The sequence below is a fragment of the Vibrio sp. 2132-1 genome (genome assembly GCF_033344315.1).
The window spans coordinates 164,928-184,760 of record NZ_JAWPON010000003.1 but is presented as its reverse complement, the minus strand read 5'-3'; the positions used below and the strand labels follow the sequence as shown (position 1 = coordinate 184,760).

Below are 19,833 nucleotides of genomic sequence, written 5' to 3'. Positions count from 1 at the left end.
TTTGTTTTTTATACCAATCACTGCACAATCTATAATTACTGGTGCACAAAGCTTTTCTTCCTATCGCCCCCCCATACCTAATCGACATTGCTCGTGCTTGTTATTACACCGATTGACCCACTCCCAAAAATGCATTGGCTCCAAAGCAGCACGGTCCCTGTTCAATTTATCGACATTATTTACGTTTTAGCTAAACTTTTTTGCTAGGAAATACGTAAAAGCTACTGCAATGCACAAACTCATTGACTGCTAAGGAATATATATGAAGGATTTCATCAATACATCACTGATAAAGTTTGGTTTAGCTGCGTTTCTGATTAGTTTTTCTTCATTCAGCTTTTCCGCCCCGAGTATTAAAGGCGTCGATCAAGATATGTCCGGAGGAACGGTGACCGCTGAAATGGCTCATGCTGATGACAATGGGTGGATGGTTGTCCACCGAACAGACGAATCAATGAAGCCTGGTCCTGTTATCGGCTACGCTCCGTTAAAAATGGGAAAGAATGAAAACGTAAATGCAATTTTGATGGAACCAGTAGAATCAGGCGATATGCTGATGTTAATGGTCCACGGAGAGAAAGGTGGCATGAAGACTGGTGTGTTTGAGTATACGCTCGGCGCTAAAGAGGACGGTCCTGTAAAAGTGGACGGAAAGCTAGTGATGGACATCGTACGCGCTAAGTAAGGTGGCGATGAATGAAAAAGTAAACTTCCTACTCCCGGTATTTAGATGACACAAAAGTACTTAACGGCATTGCTAACCGTTAAGTACTTTTTCATTTGCGATGGAAGCAGCAAACTAGCCAATCCTTTCTCTTCCATGAGGAGTATTTAGGTCTAAATCAGGCCCTTTTGGTACAACTTGCGCCGGATTAATCCCAGTGTGGCTGAAGTAGTAGTGGCGTTTAATGTGATAGAAATCCGTCGTTTCTTCGACGCCTTCGACTTGATATAACTCTTTTAAGTAGCCTTGTATATTTTCGTAGTCTGCGATGCGCTGCTTGTTACACTTGAAATGCCCCACATACACCGCATCAAAACGAATAAGAGTCGTAAACAAACGCCAATCAGCCTCAGTAATTGTGTTCCCTGCTAAGTAACGATGCGTCGCTAAGTGAGCATCGATTTTATCTAACGCATTAAACAAAGAATCAAACGCTTCTTCATACGCCTCTTGTGTAGTCGCGAAGCCACAACGATACACTCCGTTGTTGACATTTGGATAAACAAAATCGTTCCACTCATCAATAACGTGTTTTAGATGATCTGGATAGTAGTCGTCGTGATTCCCTGTTAACGCATTGAATTCCGAATTGAACATGCGAATGATCTCTGACGACTCGTTTGACACAATAGTATTGGTCTTTTTATCCCAAAGTACAGGCACGGTTACGCGGCCCGTGTAATCGGGTTTGGCCTGCGTGTAAATTTGATACATGCGCATGTGACCAAACAATGGCTCAGGAAGCCCCATTTGCCAACCTTGGCTGAGCATATCAGGGCAAACGACCGTGACATCAATATGTGGTTCTAAACCTTTCAGCTTGCGGAAAATGAGGGTTCGATGTGCCCACGGACAAGCAAGAGAGACATACAAATGGTATCGACCGGACTCTGGTGTAAACTCCGCATCAGGGTCGTTTTTAACCCAGTTACGGAATCCGGCATCTTCGCGCACAAATTTGCCACCATTTGATTTTGTGTCATACCAGACATCTTGCCAAACACCTTCAACCAACTTACCCATGATTGCTCTCCTCTCGTTCTGTTTGTGTCTATATTAGCGTTTCCTATCAAACAGAGAATCATCGAACTTAGGACATCATGTTCAAGAAATTCGAATGTATAAATCAGACACATAAAAAAAGCGCGACCCGATGAAGGTGTCGCGCTTAAGCCCGTCACAGGCTGAATTTATACACTAACGTGTAAACAAGATACCGCGTGAACGTCATTACCTAAAATGGTTGGCTTTGTCTTCGCACACTCTTCGGTTGCTTGTGGGCAACGAGTGCGGAATACACAACCCGACGGTGGGTTGATAGGTGAAGGAAGATCACCCTCTAGCATTTGGATTTTCTTATTGCGCTCAATATCCGGGTCCGGGATCGGAACCGCAGACATCAGCGCACGCGTATATGGGTGCTTAGGATCAGCAAACAGAGCCTCGGCCTCGCCAAGTTCCACGGCATTACCTAAATACATAACTAAAACGCGATCTGAAATGTGTTTAACGACAGACAAGTCATGCGCAATGAATACCAGAGAAAGCCCTAACTCTTTTTGAATCTCTTTAAGTAGGTTAACCACCTGAGCTTGAATAGATACATCAAGCGCCGATACTGGCTCGTCACAAATGATCATCTTAGGCTTAAGGATAAGCGCACGCGCTATCCCGATACGCTGACACTGACCACCCGAGAACTCGTGTGGGTAACGGTTAATCACGTTAGGTAATAGGCCAACTTTCGCCATCATCTCTTTAACGCGATCTTTCACTTCCTGCTTAGACAGTTCTGGATAGAATGTCTCAAGAGGTTCAGCAATGATATCACCAACAGTCATACGCGGATTCAGCGATGCCAATGGGTCTTGGAAAATCATCTGAATTTCTTTACGCGTCTCACGGCGCTGAACGCTTTTCATTTTAGTAAGGTCTTGACCCAACCAAACTACTTGGCCGTCAGTAGCTTCAACCAGACCAATGATGGCACGAGCAAACGTCGATTTACCACAACCTGATTCACCTACTACACCAAGCGTTTCCCCTTCGTATAGTCGAACGTTCACGCCATCTACCGCTTTCAGGCTCGAAGGCTTTGACCACGGCCATGCCGACTTTGAGGCAATGCTGAAGTGAACTTTCAGCTCAGAAATGTCCAGAATTAGTTTTTTGTCTACTGCGTTCATTTGTTCCAAGCCTCCCATTCAGAAAAACATGCACGCTGACGACCATCACCAAATGGTGTCAGAATTGGCGCCTCGCGCTTACAACGATCCATCACACGGTGACAGCGCTCTTGATAAGGGCAGCCCGGCGGTAGACGAAGCAAGTTTGGTGGATTACCAGGAATGGTCGGCAGAATTTCACCCTCAGTATCGAGGCGAGGAATCGCCTTCAGCAGCCCCTCCGCATAAGGATGGCTTGGATTGTAGAAAATTTCGTTTACGTTGCCGTACTCCATGGTACGGCCTGCATACATCACCAGCACCTTGTCACACGAACCTGCAACCACACCAAGGTCGTGAGTGATCATGATGATCGCTGTGTTGAACTCAGATTTCAGCTCATTCAACAAGTCCATGATCTGTGCTTGTACCGTCACATCAAGTGCTGTTGTTGGCTCATCGGCTATAAGCAGTTTAGGACGACATAACAACGCCATCGCGATCATTACACGCTGACGCATACCGCCTGAAAACTCATGCGGGTACATCGTGATACGCTTACGCGCTTCAGGGATTTTTACCGCTTCCAGCATGCGTACTGATTCTTCAAATGCTTCCGCTTTGCCCATGCCTTTGTGCAGCATAAGCACTTCCATCAACTGATCACTGACTTTCATGTAAGGGTTCAGTGATGTCATTGGGTCTTGGAAGATCATTGCGATCTGTTCCGCACGCACTTTGTTCAGTTCTTTTTCTGGTAAGTTTAGGATTTCTTTGCCTTCAAACTTTGCGCTACCAGAAATAATACCATTCTTAGCCAAAAGGCCCATGATTGCGAATACGGTTTGAGATTTACCTGATCCCGACTCTCCAACGATACCTAAGGTTTCGCCTTGGTTGAGAGAGAAGTTCAAATCGTTTACTGCGGTTACGATACCATCTTGCGTGGTGAATTCGACGCGCAGATCTTTGACATCTAATAAGCTCATCATTGCTTCCTTAATCTTATCTTTTAATTATCTGTCTTTTGGATCCAGCGCATCGCGCAGGCCGTCACCAACGTAGTTGAAGCAGAATAGCGTCACAACCATGAACACTGCTGGGAATGCCAGCTGCCAGATTGCTACTTCCATTGTCTGTGCACCTTCTTGTAGAAGAGCGCCCCAACTTGTCATTGGTTCCTGGACACCAAGACCAAGGAATGATAGGAATGATTCCGTTAGAATCATACTTGGGATAAGCAGCGTAGAGTATACCGCTACAATACCCAGTACGTTCGGTACGATATGACGAGTAATGATTTTCCAGTTGCTTACACCACACACATGTGCCGCTTCGATAAACTCCTTGCTACGTAGACTAAGAGTCTGGCCACGTACGATACGCGCCATATCTAGCCATGCGATAGCACCAATCGCAACGAAGATCAGCATGATGTTACGACCGAAGAATGTTACCAGTACAATCACCAGGAACATAAACGGTACCGCGTATAAAATTTCTAGAATACGCATCATTACGCGGTCAACTTTACCGCCGATGAAACCAGATGCTGCGCCGTAGAGCGTACCAATCAGTACCGCTACAAATGCACCCATAACACCTACCATCAACGAAATACGACCTCCAATTAGCGTACGCACGTATAAATCACGGCCTAAGCTGTCAGTACCAAACCAATGGTCAGCATTCGGTGCAACGTGCATCGCGTACCAGTCAGTATCATCAAATGTGTACGGTGCGATCATTGGCAGGATAATAACCGCCAACGTCATTAGAACAAGAAGGAATAAGCTCACCATCGCCGCTTTGTTGCGCATGAAACGGATACGAGCATCTTGCCAAAGACTGCGACCTTCAATCTCCAAGTTTTCGGAGAATTTCTCAATCGCTTCTAGGTTTTCTTTTTTCGTTAACATAACCAAACGTCCCTGTTAGTAGCGAATTTTCGGGTCAATCATTGCAAGTAAAATATCTACAATCGCGTTGAATAGAATGAATAGGAAACCAATCAGAATGGTTACCCCCATTACTAGCGAGTAGTCACGGTTAAACGCAGCGTTAACGAATAGTTTACCAATACCAGGCAGACCAAAAATGGTTTCGATAACAACGGAACCGGTGATGATACCTACGAAAGCTGGGCCCATGTAAGAAACAACAGGGAGAAGTGCCGGCTTAAGAGCGTGTTTGATAATGATATAACGGTAACTTAGACCTTTAGCACGTGCCGTACGAATAAAGTTACTGTTTAGGGTTTCGATCATCGAACCACGCGTGATACGAGCAAAGGTAGCAACATACAGTAGCGACATACCAATAACAGGAAGCACTAAATACTGCCAGCTACCATCTTGCCAACCGCCCGCAGGGAAGATATTCCAATGAAGCGAGAATATGTAGATAAGCGCAGGCGCTAATACAAAGGATGGCATTACGACACCAAGCATCGCAGTCGACATAATGGTGTAATCAATCCAAGTATTTTGCTTGAGCGCAGCAATGGTACCGACGGTAACCCCCATTATCAAAGTAAAGATAAAGGCGATGAAGCCCACTTTAGCCGAAACAGGTAAGGCAACCGCGATCAGCTCGTTTACTGAGTAATCAAGGTATTTAAATGACGGTCCGAAATCACCTTGGATAACATTGGTCAAATACGTGGTGTATTGTTCAAATACAGGTTTATCCAAGCCATATTTAGCTTCGATGTTTGCCATTACTTCGGGTGGCAATGGACGCTCTGTCGAGAAAGGGTTTCCCGGTGCAAAGCGCATAAGAAAGAAAGATACGGTGATCAAAACCAACATTGTTGGGATCGCCTCAAATATCCTTTTTGCGATGAATTTAAGCATAAACTCACTCTTTCAGTCTGTGACAGTTAAATTAAAGAAGTCGTCCAATTCTTTTGGACTAAAGATAGGCGCTACATGCAATTTCTCACATGTAGGGCCTCATTTTTATAGTTCTATCGAGTTACGAATTACTCTGTGATGTAGAGATCTTTAGAGTAAATCTTGTCTTCCGCGTTATTTACTGGGAAGCCACCAACTTTCGGTGATAGTAGACGTGATTTCACGTACTGGTAGATAGGTGCGATTGGCATATCTTTTGCCATCAACTTCTCTGCTTCTAGGTAAAGTGCTTGGCGCTCTTCGTCAGAAGTTGAAGCAAATGCTTTGTTCATGATCGCATCGTACTCTTTGCTGTCGTAGTGAATACCACCAGTAGTGTTATTACTCATCATCAGCGTTAGGAAAGATGAAGCTTCGTTGTAGTCGCCACACCAACCTGCACGAGCAACCTCAAAGTTGCCAGAATCTTTGGTAGATAGGTAAGTTTTCCACTCTTGGTTTTCTAGCGTAACGTCTAGACCAAGTGTCTTCTTCCACATTGAACCCAGTGCAACCGCAAGTTTCTTGTGGTTCTCTGATGTATTGTATAGAAGGTTAAATTCAAGAGGGTTGTCTGCGCCGTAACCCGCTTCTTCCAATAGACGCGCAGCTTCTGCGTTACGCTCTTCTTGCGTCATTTTGCCGTATGCAGGAATTTCTGGGTTGAAACCTGCCGTAATTTCAGGTGTTAGGAAGTAAGCTGGCTTTTGACCTTGACCTAAAATCGCATCGGTCACAATGTTACGGTCAATCGCATAAGAAATCGCTTTACGCACACGAACATCATCAAACGGCTTTTTCTTCGTATTGAAGATGTAGTAGTAAGTACATAAGTTACCGGTTACAGACACTTCTTGTGGGTGCTCTTTCTTCAGACGCTTGAAGTGCTCTGTAGGCAGCTCGTTCGTGAAGTCGATTTCACCCGCTAGGAAGCGGTTCATTTCCGCTACTTGGTTCTCGATTGGTAGGAAAGTAACTTGGTCAAGCGTCGTGTTTTCGTTGTCCCAGTACTGTTCGTTACGTTTTAGAACCAAACGCTCGTTTACAACCCAGTTGTCAACAACATAAGCACCGTTACCTACAAAGTTCTCTGGCTTCGTCCATTGATCGCCGAACTTTTCAACAGTTGCTTGATGAACAGGTTTCACTGTCGTGTGGCCCATCATCATTACAAAATATGGTACTGCAGTATCTAACTCAACCACTAACGTGTGATCGTCAACCGCTTTAACACCTAACTCGCTCTTATCTTTTTTACCCGCAACAATGTCTTTTGCGTTCTTCATCTTGGTGTATTCCATGTACCAAGCATATGGAGAGGCGGTTGCTGGATCGACTGCGCGTTGGAAGCTGTAAACGAAATCACCTGCAGTGACAGGATCACCGTTTGACCATTTTGCGTCTTCACGTAAGTGGAAAGTGTATGTTTTGTTGTCTTCAGTTTCCCAAGATTCTGCAACACCAGGGATAGTGTTACCGTCCGCATCTTGGTTTACAAGGCCTTCAAGAAGATCGCGAATCACGTGGGATTCTGGAACACCTTGAGATTTATGAGGGTCTATTGTCGCAACTTCTGTACCGTTACCACGCACCAATTCTTGAACAGCAGCAAGTTTTGGCTCTTTAGAATCAGATTTAGCTTCAGGGGCTGGAGCCGGAGCAGGCTCAGCAGCTTGTTTCTCCGCAGGCTTTTCACCACAACCAGCTAGAGCGAGAGAAAGACCAGCACCAATAAATAAAGCGCGCGTGATTTTATTCTTATACATGCGTAAAACTCCAAATTTTTTCGTTAGCATCCATGACTTCTTTGTAAGGGCCTGGAACGGTCAGAGTTTTAGATTTTTTTAGTGCACTTTCTGAGCACAAAAGTCTAAAACCTTACAAAGACTGCGGCACACATTAGCAATCATTGAAGTAATTTGCCATAAAAATGTAGCAAAAAAACCAATAATGCTGACTAAACCACACATATCTAGCAGTAAACTCTAACCCCAAAGCATTCACCAGCCAAATAAAGACCAGAAGCGACATTTAACAGGCGAAACTTTCGATTAATCTGAGTTTAAACTATTTACTAGCATCTTATGCTAGATATTTACACATCATTTAACATTTATGACAAATCAAGTCTAACAAATAATTGTTTATATATTGGGCAAAAAACTTTTATTGTGAAGAATATCACCAGACAAAAGATAGGAAATATCGAAACAAAGTGAGCAATACAATGAAGATAAATACAAAAAAAGCTAAGTGCCATTAGCACTTAGCTTTTTTCACTAGAATGCGGGTTAGTTCTATTTTTCCCAACGCTGTGCAGCTTGATGATCGGTGTCGCGCGACTCAACCCAACGATCTTCATTCGTCGTACGCTCTTTTTTCCAAAATGGTGCTTGGGTTTTCAGATAATCCATGATGAACTCGCACGCATCAAATGCCGCGCCGCGGTGCGCACTGGAAACGCCCACAAATACAATTTGATCACCGCTATCCATGTCTCCGACACGATGAATCACGCGTACACCTAATAGTGGCCAGCGAGACTCAGCTTGATCGCAAATGTCGCTCAAGCTCTTCTCTGTCATCCCCGGATAGTGCTCTAGATGTAAACCAATGACATTATCCCCAAGGTTCATATCTCGAACTTTACCAACGAATGTAACGACAGCGCCGGCAGCCGTCCCTTCAGATAGACGTTGATATTCTTGCTCAACCGAAAAATCTTCAATTTGTACAGAAACACGAGAATCCATCTTAACCCCCAGTTACCGGCGGGAAAAACGCAACTTCGTCACCTGCTTTTACTTGTGTATCCAAAGGGACGATGGATTGGTTCACTGCAGCAAGTAGCTTTCCTGGCTCGAGCGCTAAATCCCACTTGCCATCTTTCTCAGTGCCTTCTTCCACTAGATGTGCACGAATTGATTCAACCGTCTCAAACGGCCCGTCTAACTCGACACTGTCGATGCCAATCAGTTCGCGAGTTTGAGCAAAGAAAAGTACTTTAATCATGATTCCACCTTAAAGTGACCAGATTTACCACCCGTTTTCTCTAATAGACGAACTTGACCAATAACCATGTCTTTTTGTACTGCTTTACACATATCGTAAATCGTTAGAGCAGCAACGGAAGCTGCCGTGAGCGCTTCCATTTCCACGCCAGTTTTACCCGCAAGTTTACATACTGATTCGATGCGAACTTTGTTTTCTGCTTCGATAGCTTCCAGTTGAACTTCAACTTTAGAGAGTAGTAGCGGATGACAAAGTGGAATCAAATCCCAGGTTTTCTTCGCAGCTTGAATACCAGCAATACGAGCCGTCGCAAATACATCACCTTTATGGTGCTGGCCAGAGACAATCAGTTGAAGTGTTTCTGGGGCCATGTGAACAAATGCTTCAGCACGAGCTTCACGAACCGTCTCCGTTTTTGCTGACACGTCAACCATGTTTGCTTCGCCAGAAGCATTGATATGTGTAAATTGGGTCATTGTTTTTCCTTCGCTTTTAGGAAAGGTTATACAGATAGGTGTGGCATGAAGTTACAAGGGCGATGACTTGCATCCAACTGCTGTTTAATAATTTTTGTCCAGCCTGTGCGGCACGCACCAGTTGAACCTGGCATTGCGAAGATCACGGTGTGGTTAGCAAAACCAGCAATCGCACGAGACTGAATCGTAGACGTACCGATCTCTTCGTACGACACCATACGGAACAACTCACCAAAACCTTCAACTTCTTTATCAAATAGAGGCTTAAGTGCTTCTGGCGTGCTATCACGTGAGGTGAAACCTGTACCGCCAGTAATCATGATCGCTTGTACGCTTTCATCAGCAATCCATTGAGAAACAATCGCGCGGATCTTGTACATTTCATCAATAACAATTTGCTTGTCTACTACGTTGTGACCCGCTTCTTGAGCATGCTCAGCTAGGTAACGACCAGAGGTATCGTTTTCTTCAGTACGAGTGTCAGATACCGTTAGAACGGCAATATTTGCAGGTTGGAATTTGCTTTCAGCGTGACCCATTTGTTCACCTATTCTCTTAATTAGCTTTGATACGCTTGGTATCGATTCGGAAAAAGTTAGAGCCAGCTTATCAGTGAGCTCGCTCTAAAAATTGAATGAAGTTAGCCGCCGATAGACGCGAGGTGTGGCGTCATACCAGTATTGCCATCATGCAAGAAATGGCTTACCGACTTGGTTTGTAACTGCGCCTGGATACGTTCAATAAGCTCACTCTCTTGCTCATCACGTTCCAAAAGATCACGCATTTCTACACCGTGGTCTCCAAACAGACATAGGTGCAGCTTACCCATCGCAGAAACGCGCAGTCGGTTGCAGCTTTCACAAAAGTCTTTTTCATAAGGCATGATAAGACCTATTTCACCCTTGTAATCAGGATGAACAAATACTTGCGCAGGACCATCATTATGCGAGCGCACTTTCAGCAACCAACCATTTGCAATTAGCTGGTTACGAATTGCCACTCCGGATACATGGTGCTTATTAAATAGCTCATCCATCTCACCCGTTTGCATCAACTCAATGAAACGCAGTTGGATTGGACGATCTTTTATCCAGTTAAGAAACGCTGGCAGCTCGTGATGGTTCAGATCTTTCATCAACACCACATTAACTTTTACTTGCTCATAACCGACCTCGAACGCACGTTCGATACCATTCATGACTTCAGTAAACTTATTTTCACCTGTGATTTGATGAAACATACGCGGGTCAAGGCTATCCACACTGACATTAATGTGGGTTAAACCCGCTTCACGCCAATCTGCGACTTGTTTTGCCATACGATAGCCATTGGTTGTCGTTGCAACTTTTTGAATGCCAGGCGTCGCCGCTACTGAATGGATAATGTCGGTAAAATCTTTGCGTAAGCTAGGCTCACCACCAGTGATGCGCACTTTTGACGTGCCACAATCAGCGAATGCTTTTACGACCCGTTTGATTTCAGGGAGAGATAAAAAAGACGAGTTTTTATTGCCCGAAGGCTTATAGCCATCAGGAAGGCAATAGGTACATTTGAAATTACATACGTCGGTCACAGACAGACGCAAGTAATAAAACTTACGATGAAATTTGTCTTCGAATTGTTGCGCCACGGAACACCTTTCCAAACACGGGAGGCATGGCCATTTCCAATCATGCCCTTGTGACAGTATGCCACTGGCTCAAAACGCTTATCCAAGGACTTAGCAATAGTGAGCTCGGAGTTATGGCAACCAGAGATATGAAATCTCTGATAGCTTTGCGGTGTAAAATACTTAATATTTGTAATGGAATCCAGACTTGAGTGATAAAAAACTCTCTAGAGACACAATTTACCGCTAAGTGAGTACCTTTAAGACACTCCTTAAGATAAATTGTAGCCGTTTTTTATTAGATTATTAGAAGAACATAATGAATATCTACACAGATAAAAAAGTGGTCGCTGTTGGCGGTGGTCATGGCTTAGGTCGAATGCTGGCCGCATTACGAGATTTTGGCAGCAATGCAACTGGGATTGTTGCCACGACTGACAATGGTGGTTCAACAGGAAGAATTCGTCACTGCCAAGGAGGAATCGCTTGGGGAGACACACGTAACTGTATTAATCAGCTCATTACAGAGCCTTCGATCAGTTCTATGATGTTTGAATATCGCTTCAAAGGCACTGGCGAACTTGATGGTCATAATCTTGGTAATTTGATGCTTACTGCACTCGATAACTTATCGGTCAGACCTTTAGATGCCATTAATCTGATTCGCAATATGTTAAAAGTCGACGTTAACATCCTTCCTATGTCCGAACACCCTTCGGATCTTTCCGCGTTATCCGTAGATGGGAAGTGGGTTACGGGAGAAACAAATGTCGACGAAATGAAAGCAGACTTGCGACGTTTGGATCTTTCACCAGAAGTGCCTGCTACCAAAGAAGCCATCACAGCTTTGGCGGAAGCGGACGCGATTATTCTTGGCCCTGGCAGTTTTTTAACTAGTATCATGCCTCCTTTATTGCTGCCTGAACTCGGCAAAGCGATTGCAGCAAACACAAAAGCAAAAGTCATTTTTGTTGCTAACCTGAGTCCAGAATACGGCCCAGCGGGACGAATGACGATGGCTCAAAAATTAGAATGGTGTGAACGTGCCTGTCAAGGAAGAAAAATAGACGTGGTTCTAGCAGAGAAAACCGAGCAAGACGTCTTAAGTCAATGGAATGTAGTGACGGAGTCACTCGCCTCCTCTAACCGAGACTGGCGTCACGATAGAAACAAGCTCAAACTAGCGATTGAAAATCAGCTACAACTTTCTATTTAAGAGCACGTTACCTGGCTAGCGCCCTCTTTTAAGGTGTTTATTGATAATGAAAACCCTTCTGTCATCGAAGGGTTTTAGTTCAGGCATCCAGTAAAAACAGATGTTTACTAAGAAAAAATGGTTAATAGAAAAAATAGCTACTGTCGCCAAGAGCGATAAGCATCTCGAGTTTCGTGCAAAAGATCGAACATAGCCTCTAACTCCTCAGACTCCGCAGTCAACTCACCGGCTTTCGCTTTTTTGTCTATGGACATAGCCAGTTCACAAAGGCGATCTGCCCCAAAGCTCGCAGCACTACTTTTCAACGCGTGGCTGATTTCTTTTGAGTAAGCTAATCGCTCTGCCCCCTGCAGTTGGGATAAGTTCTCGATATAGGTATCCATTTCTCCTAGGAAGATATCGAACAGTACAGGTACGTTGTCACTGCCAATTTCCATCGACAGTTCATCTATTTTTTGCTGATTTAATACATTTACACTCATACTTTTTGCCGCTCTTCCTTGCCGTTCCATGCCTGTAACTTGCGGTAAATCGTCGACGGACTGACATCAAGATATCCCGCCGCTCGAGGAATATTGCCATCACATGCTTCAATCGCTTGCTCGATTGCCATTTTTTCCGTCATCCATAATGGCATAATCTCAGATGCGGTCATCGCTTTCGGCTCAATTAATTTAGCCACAGACGACGGACGGTCAAGCGGTTGATTCAACGGTGGCGGTAACATGTCCAACGTAATCTCTTTACCGTTGTTTAGAACAACGATATTGCGTAGCACGTTTTGTAACTGACGAACGTTACCCGGCCACTCATAGCTGTTGAATCGCTCGATGACATCAGGCGCAAAACGTATGAAGCTTTTTCCTTCTTCGTGTGACATGTAACCTAGCAGTGAGTATGCAATTTCAATAACATCTTCGCCTCGTTCGCGTAAAGGCGGTAAATGCAAAGGAATGACATACAAACGATAGTACAAATCTTCACGGAATCGACCTTCTTGTACCTCTTTCCAGGGATCACGGTTAGTGGCACAAACAAAGCGCACATCCACGCTCTTCATTTTTGAGGAACCCACTTTTTGGAATGTGCCCGTTTGAATAAATCGTAGCAACTTGGTTTGTAAATCCAAGTCCATCTCACAAAGCTCATCTAGAAAAAGTGTGCCGCCATCCGCTAACTCAGCTGCCCCTTGACGATCATTCGCAGCGCCAGTAAAGGCCCCTTTTACGTGACCAAACAGTTCACTCTCAATCAAATCTTTTGGAATTGCAGCACAGTTAATTGCAATAAAAGGTTTGTCACCACGTTTACTTGCTGCGTGAATAGCCTCGGCACATACCTCTTTACCAGTACCACTTTCACCTGTGATAAAAATACTCGCTTTACTGCTCGCCGCTGAATCTATCGTACGGTAAACCTGCTGCATGGTTTGGCTACTGCCGATAAACCCCTGATAGCTCTGATTGCCTGGATTATCGGCTTCATTTTTTAGCTTGGTCGCTTTACGAATTGCATTGTTAACCGTGACACGTAAACGGTCTGCTTCACACGGTTTAATTAGAAAGTCTTGTGAGCCATGACGCATGGCCTCGACAGCGGTATCGATAGAACCGTGAGCGGTCATAAAAATTATAGGTACGTCGGGATGACTCTTTTTAACGGCATGTAAAACGTCCATCCCCGTCATATCTGGCAGACGGAGATCGAGTAAAATAAGATCTGGAATTCGATGATTTAGGCTCTCAATGGCATCCCTACCTGTGCCGACAATATTGATATCTATGCCAAGCGGTGTCAGGTATGAGCGGTACAGAGCCGCAACAGATGCGGTGTCCTCGACCATTAAAAGGTAACGAGACTTTGGGCCTTCGGGTTTTTGTTGCATAACCTAGCTATTATTTTGTTGTGTTTTAAACAATAATCGCATTACGCTTTGCATTTTGCAAATAACATTAGCTAAATTATGGGCAAAGGAAAAAATTCAAAAATAATATCAATTATTTAAAAAGTGGCACAAACCATGCTGTAACCATTGTGACCCCTCGGGTCACCTAGCCAACTGACGTTGTTAGTGAACGATATGTTCACAAAACAAGCCAATAGACCCGACTGCCTATTGGCTTCTTTTTTTACAAGCGACCTAAAATGCTTGGATAGTTAAATCGGTAAGTTTGTTCAACTATTTGCGATGAACTGCGCTCGTAGTTTTTCAATCTCATCACGCTTTTGTGCCGCTAACTCAAATTCTAAATCTTGCGCATGCTGATACATCGCTGCCTCCAGTCGACTGATTTCTTTTTCTAGCTGCTGAGGGGACAGTGCCTCGTAAGTTTGCGAAGGCTCCGCCACTTTCGATAATGGTACCTGTTTAGTGTTACGCTGGCGTTTAGACTTAGTGATATCGCCAAGTTCCATGATGTCTTTGATATTTCGTTTGAGCGCTTGTGGCGAAATACCCATTTCTTCGTTGTACGCTTCCTGCTTCTCGCGACGACGGTTAGTTTCATCCATCGCCTTTTTCATTGAGTTGGTGATTCGGTCAGCGTATAAAATCGCCTTACCTTCGATGTTTCGTGCAGCACGACCAATGGTCTGAATGAGTGAGCGTTCAGACCGCAAGAAGCCCTCTTTATCCGCATCCAAAATTGCAACTAACGAGACCTCTGGCATATCCAGGCCCTCTCTCAATAAGTTTATTCCCACCAGCACGTCAAATTCCCCAAGACGAAGGTCACGGATAATTTCCACACGCTCAACAGTATCAATGTCTGAGTGTAAATAACGTACCTTAACATCATGTTCGTGAAGGTATTCGGTGAGATCTTCAGCCATTCGTTTGGTCAGTGTTGTAACCAGAACTCGTTCATCTTTAGCTGCGCGAATACGGATCTCAGACAATAGGTCGTCGACTTGGGTCGCTACTGGGCGAACTTCCAACTCAGGGTCAAGCAAGCCTGTAGGACGAACGACTTGATCCGCTACATCACCCGCCGATTTTTCTAGTTCGTAATTTCCAGGAGTAGCAGAGACGAAAATCGTTTGTGGCGCTAGTGCTTCAAACTCCTCAAACTTCAGTGGACGATTATCCAAAGCTGAAGGTAACCGGAAACCAAACTCCACCAGCGTTTCTTTACGCGAACGGTCGCCTTTATACATGGCACCTATCTGCGGTACTGTCACGTGAGATTCATCGATGATCAACAAGCCATCATGAGGTAAGTAGTCAAACAGGGTTGGTGGCGGCTCACCTTCCGAGCGTCCACTGAGATAACGAGAATAGTTTTCGATACCGGAGCAAAAGCCCAACTCATTCATCATTTCGATATCGAATTGAGTGCGCTGGCTAATTCGCTGCTCTTCCAGTAGCTTGTTGTTATCTAGAAGCTGCTTTTTGCGCACTTCTAGTTCGACTTTAATATTTTCAATCGCTTCAAGAATGCGATCTCTTGGCGTCACATAGTGCGTCTTGGGATAGATGGTATAGCGCGGCAAGTCTCGTTGTTTCACCACGCCTGTCAATGGATCGAACACACTGATGCAATCCACCTCATCGTCAAACATCTCAACGCGCACAGCGTCTTGGTCTGATTCAGCAGGGAATATATCAATCACCTCGCCACGGACACGGAACTGCCCCCGCTCAAAAGCAACATCATTGCGCGAGTATTGGAGCTCCGCTAGGCGACGAAGCATATCACGCTGATCAATCACATCTCCACGTCGCAAATGAAGCATCATTTGTAAGTAGGATTCCGGATCACCCAAACCATAGATAGCTGAAACCGAAGCAACGATAATAGCGTCTTTCCGTTCCAATAAAGCTTTAGTGGCAGACAGTCGCATTTGCTCAATGTGGGCGTTAACCGAAGCGTCCTTTTCAATGAAAGTATCTGTTGTGGGAACATATGCTTCAGGTTGGTAGTAATCATAGTAAGAAACAAAATACTCAACCGCATTATTAGGAAAGAATGACTTCATCTCACCATATAACTGAGCAGCAAGCGTTTTGTTTGGCGCAAGTAATATTGCAGGTCGTTGGGCTTGAGCAATCACATTCGCTAGTGTGAAGGTTTTACCTGAGCCTGTGACCCCCAACAATGTTTGATGTGCTAGCCCAGCATCGAGCCCCTCAAGCAACTGATTGATCGCTCCTGGTTGATCGCCCGACGGCTGATAATCGGAGACCAATTCATAGACTTTACTCATACCCTTCCTCAATTTTACTGCGCTAAGGCTGTATATATATACACCTTAGCTAATGAAATCTACGTCTATCGAGAATTTACCCATCATTGTTAATAAATTTTCTTGTTTGTCTAGAATGCTATAGCCATACAAAAGTGACTCTGATATAGTACTTCGCCCTAGTTGAAGAGCTACACACATTCTTCACATTATAGTTTCCACAACTTTTCCCCAAAAATTAGCTTAAAACTTTCTTATCCCCAAAAGATTGATTTTTATCCACTTTGAATACCTTTTGATTAACATCGATAAATCTCTGTTTTATTTGCTTATTTTACGCATAATTCCGACTAAAAATTCATTAAATAAAAGCTTAGTTGCATATCAATTTTCTTTACCCAGATCTCATCAACATACTTATCCACAAATTTAGTGGATAACTAACCTCGAGCCTTTACTGGCAAGCCATACAGAAAAGTAAAGCCCTTAACTCAATATTTTTTGCTAAAAATGTATTTTTTTACTGTTGACAGTAGTTTGAGTGCTCGGTAAGATTCGTCCCGCTTTCAAGCAAAGCAATTCCTCCTTAGCTCAGTTGGTAGAGCGACGGACTGTTAATCCGCAGGTCGCTGGTTCGAGCCCAGCAGGAGGAGCCAGATTATAGAAAAGCCGTGTCGCAAGACACGGCTTTTTTTGTATCTTAATCGCCAGGAAATCTAAGCCAATCTAGGCGCCATAAAATCACACCGAAATAAGTTCAAATTACAGAACTCATAACATTGTCATAGATAGTGTTCTCACAGTACCACACATTTAATTCTGTCTCTTTCCTAGCAAAAAACAATCATAACTAATTGAATCTATTATTAATGCAATTTAATCATTGAAAAAATGAAAAGCATTCATTTTACTCATAATAAATAAATCCATACGATTAAAAGGGTTAAGAATGGTTCCGTCCTACTCGTCGCCTCCATTCTAATTATCAATAACTTAGGGATTTACTTATGACTATTCCGACAACTGACATGCTAGATGCATGGGCTGGATTTACTGCTGGTGAATGGCAAAACTCTGTCAACACTCGTGACTTCATCCAAAAAAACTATACACCCTATGAGGGAGACGAGTCTTTCTTAGCCGAGGTTAGCAAATCCACTTCAGCATTATGGAACCAAGTGCTTGAAGGCATAAAACAAGAAAGCCGCACACACGCCCCTATTGATTTTGACACAGACTTGCCCTCAACAATCACTTCCCACGATGCAGGCTACATCAACAAAGATCTGGAAAAGATCGTTGGCTTACAAACTGATCAACCGCTAAAACGTGCAATCATCGCCAATGGCGGGATTCGCATGGTAAAAAACTCGTGCGAAGTTTATGGCCGCGAACTGGATCCAACGGTTGAAAAGATCTTCACTGAATACCGTAAAACTCACAACAAAGCGTGTTTCGACCTTTACACCAAAGAAATTCTAGCCTGTCGTAAATCCGGTATCATCACGGGCCTTCCTGATGCCTATGGCCGTGGTCGTATCATTGGTGACTATCGCCGTCTCGCCCTATACGGTATCGACTTCTTAAAAGCAGACAAAAAAGAACAATACAACTCAACACAAACGTTCTTAGAACAAGGCAACGATCTTGAGAAAACACTTCGTCTTCGCGAAGAAATAGCCGATCAAGTTCAAGCGCTTGAAGACATTCGTCAAATGGGTCTGAAATACGGCATTGATATGTCGCTACCTGCTAAAACAGCACAAGAAGCGATCCAATTTACCTACTTTGGCTACCTAGCGGCGGTTAAATCGCAAAACGGCGCAGCAATGTCACTGGGCCGTACTTCGACTTTCCTAGACGTCTATCTAGAACGCGATATCGCAAACGGTTTGATTGATGAATCACAAGCGCAAGAAATGATTGACCACTTCATCATGAAGCTACGGATGGTTCGCTTCCTACGCACACCAGAATACGATTCATTGTTCTCTGGCGACCCAATCTGGGCGACAGAAGCCATGGCAGGTATGGGTGTTGATGGCCGTACGCTAGTATCTAAAACGACATTCCGATACTTACATACGCTACATACTATGGGCCCTGCTCCTGAGCCAAACATGACGATTCTTTGGTCAGAGCAATTACCTGAAGCGTTCAAACAATATGCTGCAAAAGTGTCGATTGATACCTCTTCGGTTCAATACGAAAACGACGATCTAATGCGTCCTGATTTCGACAATGACGACTACGCGATTGCCTGTTGTGTGAGCCCGCAGGTTGTTGGTCAGCACATGCAATTCTTTGGTGCACGTGCCAACCTTGCAAAAGCATTGCTTTACACCATCAATGGTGGTATCGATGAAAAATCGAAAGCGCAAGTGGGTCCGGTAGTGGACAAAGTTCAAGATGAAATTCTCGACTTTGACGCTTTGATGCCTCGTTTCGACAATATGTTGGAGTGGCTAGCAACGCAATACGTCACAGCGTTGAACATCATCCATTACTCACATGACCGTTACAGCTACGAAGCATCACTGATGGCATTGATGGATCGCGACGTGCACCGCACCATGGCGTGTGGTATTGCAGGTCTGTCTGTTGTCGCTGACTCTTTGGCGGCAATTAAATACGCGACCGTGAAACCTGTTCGTGATGAAGATGGCATCGCCGTTGATTTTGAAATCGAAGGTGATTATCCAAAATTTGGTAACAATGATGCCCGTGTTGATGACATCTCTTGTGATCTGGTTGAGCGCTTCATGAAGAAAATTCAGAAGATGCACACCTACCGCGAAGCAGTGCCAACTCAATCGATCCTAACGATCACATCTAACGTGGTTTACGGCAAAAAAACGGGTAATACACCAGATGGCCGTCGCGCAGGTATGCCTTTTGGGCCGGGTGCAAACCCAATGCACGGTCGTGATGAAAAAGGGGCGGTTGCGTCTTTGGCATCGGTATCTAAACTGCCGTTTGCTTACGCGAAAGATGGTATTTCTTACACCTTCTCAATTGTGCCTAACGCACTGGGTAAAGATGAATTAAGTCAGAAGAAAAACCTAGCCGCGCTAATGGATGGTTACTTCCATCACGAAGCAAGCAACGAGGGCATTGCGATTGAAGGTGGTCAACACCTTAACGTCAACGTTCTGGACCGAGAGATGTTATTGGATGCGGTTGAACATCCAGAGAAATACCCTCAGTTGACGATTCGAGTGTCTGGTTATGCGGTACGTTTTAACTCTCTAACGACAGAGCAACAGCAAGACGTCATCACTCGTACCTTCACAAGTAAGATATAAACACAGTCCATCAAGCACTCAGAAAGTTTAAATAATTAGCTTGTAAATATGCGTTGCCCGCCTCTCTTTTCTACCTGGAAGAGGCGGGCTTTTTTTAAAATCACACATTAGATGAAAATTAATAGGTAGTATCCTCTCGCTAACAATACATTCAGCAAACGATTCAATTTCTTATTGATTCATCAAAATAGATCAAATAGACGACTATTTTTCCATCGTGTATGTAAAACCACATCGTTCACTGGTT

At 44.2% G+C, this 19,833-nt stretch carries 17 protein-coding genes, 1 tRNA gene and 1 riboswitch; of the genes, 4 read left to right on the top strand and 14 right to left on the bottom strand.

The window, feature by feature from the left end; genetic code table 11:
• Positions 1-262: 262 nt before the first annotated feature.
• A complete protein-coding gene (locus tag R8N47_RS04320; RefSeq protein WP_005380804.1) occupies positions 263-685 on the top strand; it encodes a hypothetical protein in 423 nt (140 codons plus the stop codon).
• 114 nt (positions 686-799) lie between these two features.
• Here R8N47_RS04320 and R8N47_RS04315 read toward each other — a convergent pair whose 3' ends face one another.
• From R8N47_RS04315 to moaA, 11 genes are all read right to left on the bottom strand, one after another.
• A complete protein-coding gene (locus R8N47_RS04315; RefSeq protein WP_064354188.1) occupies positions 800-1,747 on the bottom strand; it encodes a glutathione S-transferase family protein in 948 nt (315 codons plus the stop codon).
• Positions 1,748-1,914: 167 nt separating this feature from the next.
• A complete protein-coding gene (gene oppF / locus R8N47_RS04310) occupies positions 1,915-2,928 on the bottom strand; it encodes a murein tripeptide/oligopeptide ABC transporter ATP binding protein OppF (RefSeq protein WP_005387265.1) in 1,014 nt (337 codons plus the stop codon).
• Positions 2,907-3,878 (bottom strand): ABC transporter ATP-binding protein, encoded by a 972-nt coding sequence (locus R8N47_RS04305; RefSeq protein WP_005380792.1) that lies wholly within the window; start codon positions 3,876-3,878, stop codon positions 2,907-2,909. Before R8N47_RS04305 ends, oppF begins: the two co-directional genes overlap by 22 nt.
• 27 nt (positions 3,879-3,905) lie before the next feature.
• Positions 3,906-4,808, bottom strand: a complete 903-nt coding sequence (oppC, locus tag R8N47_RS04300; RefSeq protein WP_017633861.1) for an oligopeptide ABC transporter permease OppC — start codon at positions 4,806-4,808, stop codon at positions 3,906-3,908.
• Positions 4,809-4,823: 15 nt separating this feature from the next.
• The gene (gene oppB, locus R8N47_RS04295) at positions 4,824-5,744 is read right to left on the bottom strand and encodes an oligopeptide ABC transporter permease OppB (RefSeq protein WP_005380786.1); all 921 of its coding nucleotides are present in this window, start codon (positions 5,742-5,744) and stop codon (positions 4,824-4,826) included.
• Positions 5,745-5,872: 128 nt separating this feature from the next.
• Positions 5,873-7,549 (bottom strand): ABC transporter substrate-binding protein, encoded by a 1,677-nt coding sequence (locus tag R8N47_RS04290; RefSeq protein WP_017633862.1) that lies wholly within the window; start codon positions 7,547-7,549, stop codon positions 5,873-5,875.
• Positions 7,550-8,080: 531 nt separating this feature from the next.
• Positions 8,081-8,536: a molybdopterin synthase catalytic subunit MoaE gene (gene moaE, locus R8N47_RS04285; RefSeq protein WP_017821374.1), complete on the bottom strand. Its 456-nt coding sequence runs from the start codon at positions 8,534-8,536 to the stop codon at positions 8,081-8,083.
• Position 8,537: 1 nt separating this feature from the next.
• Positions 8,538-8,795: a molybdopterin synthase sulfur carrier subunit gene (gene moaD / locus R8N47_RS04280; RefSeq protein WP_017636051.1), complete on the bottom strand. Its 258-nt coding sequence runs from the start codon at positions 8,793-8,795 to the stop codon at positions 8,538-8,540.
• Positions 8,792-9,271 carry a cyclic pyranopterin monophosphate synthase MoaC gene (gene moaC, locus R8N47_RS04275; protein WP_005380779.1) on the bottom strand — a complete coding sequence of 160 codons (480 nt, stop codon included), beginning with the start codon at positions 9,269-9,271 and terminating at the stop codon, positions 8,792-8,794. Before moaC ends, moaD begins: the two co-directional genes overlap by 4 nt.
• A 26-nt stretch (positions 9,272-9,297) precedes the next feature.
• Positions 9,298-9,810, bottom strand: a complete 513-nt coding sequence (gene moaB / locus R8N47_RS04270; RefSeq protein ID WP_318070292.1) for a molybdenum cofactor biosynthesis protein B — start codon at positions 9,808-9,810, stop codon at positions 9,298-9,300.
• Between the two features lie 101 nt (positions 9,811-9,911).
• Entirely contained in the window at positions 9,912-10,901 is a 990-nt protein-coding gene (gene moaA, locus R8N47_RS04265; protein WP_064354189.1) for a GTP 3',8-cyclase MoaA, read from the bottom strand.
• Positions 10,890-11,024, bottom strand: a riboswitch (molybdenum cofactor riboswitch). Its footprint overlaps the gene before it by 12 nt.
• A 175-nt stretch (positions 11,025-11,199) precedes the next feature.
• Here moaA and R8N47_RS04260 point away from each other — a divergent pair.
• A complete protein-coding gene (locus tag R8N47_RS04260; protein ID WP_005388931.1) occupies positions 11,200-12,096 on the top strand; it encodes a YvcK family protein in 897 nt (298 codons plus the stop codon).
• Between the two features lie 137 nt (positions 12,097-12,233).
• On the opposite strand, the gene luxU is transcribed toward R8N47_RS04260, so the two are convergent.
• From luxU to uvrB, 3 genes are all read right to left on the bottom strand, one after another.
• Positions 12,234-12,578, bottom strand: coding sequence for a quorum-sensing phosphorelay protein LuxU (gene luxU / locus R8N47_RS04255; RefSeq protein ID WP_017636054.1), 345 nt, complete (start codon positions 12,576-12,578; stop codon positions 12,234-12,236).
• Positions 12,575-13,981, bottom strand: coding sequence for a quorum-sensing sigma-54 dependent transcriptional regulator LuxO (luxO, locus tag R8N47_RS04250; protein WP_005380768.1), 1,407 nt, complete (start codon positions 13,979-13,981; stop codon positions 12,575-12,577). Before luxO ends, luxU begins: the two co-directional genes overlap by 4 nt.
• Positions 13,982-14,271: 290 nt before the next feature.
• Positions 14,272-16,302 carry an excinuclease ABC subunit UvrB gene (uvrB, locus tag R8N47_RS04245; RefSeq protein ID WP_017636056.1) on the bottom strand — a complete coding sequence of 677 codons (2,031 nt, stop codon included), beginning with the start codon at positions 16,300-16,302 and terminating at the stop codon, positions 14,272-14,274.
• A gap of 559 nt (positions 16,303-16,861) precedes the next feature.
• Between uvrB and R8N47_RS04240 the strand changes: the two genes are divergently transcribed.
• Positions 16,862-16,937 (top strand) — tRNA-Asn (locus R8N47_RS04240).
• Positions 16,938-17,288: 351 nt separating this feature from the next.
• Entirely contained in the window at positions 17,289-19,586 is a 2,298-nt protein-coding gene (gene pflB, locus R8N47_RS04235) for a formate C-acetyltransferase (RefSeq protein WP_064354191.1), read from the top strand.
• Positions 19,587-19,833: the final 247 nt, after the last annotated feature.

Excerpts from the sequence above, each read along its gene's own strand:
- luxO (WP_005380768.1), bottom strand. The coding sequence starts at position 13,981 with ATGCAACAAAAACCCGAAGGCCCAAAGTCTCGTTACCTTTTAATGGTC.
- moaD (WP_017636051.1), bottom strand. The coding sequence starts at position 8,795 with ATGATTAAAGTACTTTTCTTTGCTCAAACTCGCGAACTGATTGGCATC.
- R8N47_RS04315 (WP_064354188.1), bottom strand. The coding sequence starts at position 1,747 with ATGGGTAAGTTGGTTGAAGGTGTTTGGCAAGATGTCTGGTATGACACA.
- R8N47_RS04290 (WP_017633862.1), bottom strand. The coding sequence starts at position 7,549 with ATGTATAAGAATAAAATCACGCGCGCTTTATTTATTGGTGCTGGTCTT.
- moaB (WP_318070292.1), bottom strand. The coding sequence starts at position 9,810 with ATGGGTCACGCTGAAAGCAAATTCCAACCTGCAAATATTGCCGTTCTA.
- R8N47_RS04305 (WP_005380792.1), bottom strand. The coding sequence starts at position 3,878 with ATGAGCTTATTAGATGTCAAAGATCTGCGCGTCGAATTCACCACGCAA.
- R8N47_RS04260 (WP_005388931.1), top strand. The coding sequence starts at position 11,200 with ATGAATATCTACACAGATAAAAAAGTGGTCGCTGTTGGCGGTGGTCAT.
- luxU (WP_017636054.1), bottom strand. The coding sequence starts at position 12,578 with ATGAGTGTAAATGTATTAAATCAGCAAAAAATAGATGAACTGTCGATG.
- uvrB (WP_017636056.1), bottom strand. The coding sequence starts at position 16,302 with ATGAGTAAAGTCTATGAATTGGTCTCCGATTATCAGCCGTCGGGCGAT.
- oppB (WP_005380786.1), bottom strand. The coding sequence starts at position 5,744 with ATGCTTAAATTCATCGCAAAAAGGATATTTGAGGCGATCCCAACAATG.
- R8N47_RS04320 (WP_005380804.1), top strand. The coding sequence starts at position 263 with ATGAAGGATTTCATCAATACATCACTGATAAAGTTTGGTTTAGCTGCG.
- pflB (WP_064354191.1), top strand. The coding sequence starts at position 17,289 with ATGACTATTCCGACAACTGACATGCTAGATGCATGGGCTGGATTTACT.
- moaC (WP_005380779.1), bottom strand. The coding sequence starts at position 9,271 with ATGACCCAATTTACACATATCAATGCTTCTGGCGAAGCAAACATGGTT.
- oppC (WP_017633861.1), bottom strand. The coding sequence starts at position 4,808 with ATGTTAACGAAAAAAGAAAACCTAGAAGCGATTGAGAAATTCTCCGAA.
- moaE (WP_017821374.1), bottom strand. The coding sequence starts at position 8,536 with ATGGATTCTCGTGTTTCTGTACAAATTGAAGATTTTTCGGTTGAGCAA.
- oppF (WP_005387265.1), bottom strand. The coding sequence starts at position 2,928 with ATGGGAGGCTTGGAACAAATGAACGCAGTAGACAAAAAACTAATTCTG.